The 867-nt window shown below is 61.0% G+C and carries 1 protein-coding gene; it reads right to left on the minus strand.

What is annotated here, in order from left to right; all coding sequences use genetic code 11:
- Positions 1 to 655: 655 nt before the first annotated feature.
- Positions 656 to 867: hypothetical protein (locus NKH78_RS32520; RefSeq protein ID WP_352885255.1), on the minus strand; the 212-nt coding region annotated here is incomplete at its 5' end.

The raw sequence follows: 867 nt of genomic DNA on the forward strand, positions 1-867 counted from the left end.
AGGTGGTGTAACTCCGTTCGGGCTACGCCCTCACTGCGTCACACCACCTGCGCCGAGTCTCATCTTGATTGACGCTGAATCTCATCCTGATCGCCGCGCCGCAGCGCCAGATACTGGCGGATGGCCTTTAGCGTAGCGTCATGCTGGAGCGCCAACGGATCGGGATCGATGCCGTCAAAGGCGACAAGACCAAGTACCCAGGACGGAAGCCAGCAGCGATGGGGAAGCGCGACAAGATCGTGAAGTTGGATGCCGAGGGCATGACCAGAACAGCGATAGCCAAAGGAACTGGGGGTCAGTGAGCGGAGCGTTTATCCGGCGCTTCAGGGGACCGGTGAGCGCCTATAGGTGACCACTAGGACTACGAGGCGAATTAGGCCCCACCAGACTATGAAACGCTCCTCGCCTAAGCTGACCCGCGCTCTTCCGTATCTTGACCCGCAGCTTCAGACGCCTGTCGAGGAAGTGTTCGACGCTGGCCATCACCCGTGCGCCCGCACGCTCGCTGCGAACATAGAGGGCAGTCGTCGGCGTAGCGAACGAAGCAGTGCTTGCGTCGCTCCAGTTCCTTGGCGAGTTCGTCGTACGCATCCGGTGAAGACCGCAGACGTGCGCATCCGGCAGCCAGGAGAACCTGAGCACCGGAGTGCTGGGGTCAAGCTTTCTTTGGGGAGACGCGATGATATTCTTCGAGGAGGAGTTTGACCTCCTCGATGCCTTCATCGGTGAAGGCCAAGATCCCGTCGTCATCGTTGGCGCCGTAGACCCAGATGACGCCGTCCTCGGGCTCGAGACCGAGGGTCAGGTCCTGGATGAGCGCTTCGCTGACGCCGAGGTCCCTGGCGACACGATCGACGGTGTAGACGT

Source organism: Mesorhizobium sp. M0910 (assembly GCF_040319465.1).
Lineage (GTDB): Bacteria > Pseudomonadota > Alphaproteobacteria > Rhizobiales > Rhizobiaceae > Mesorhizobium.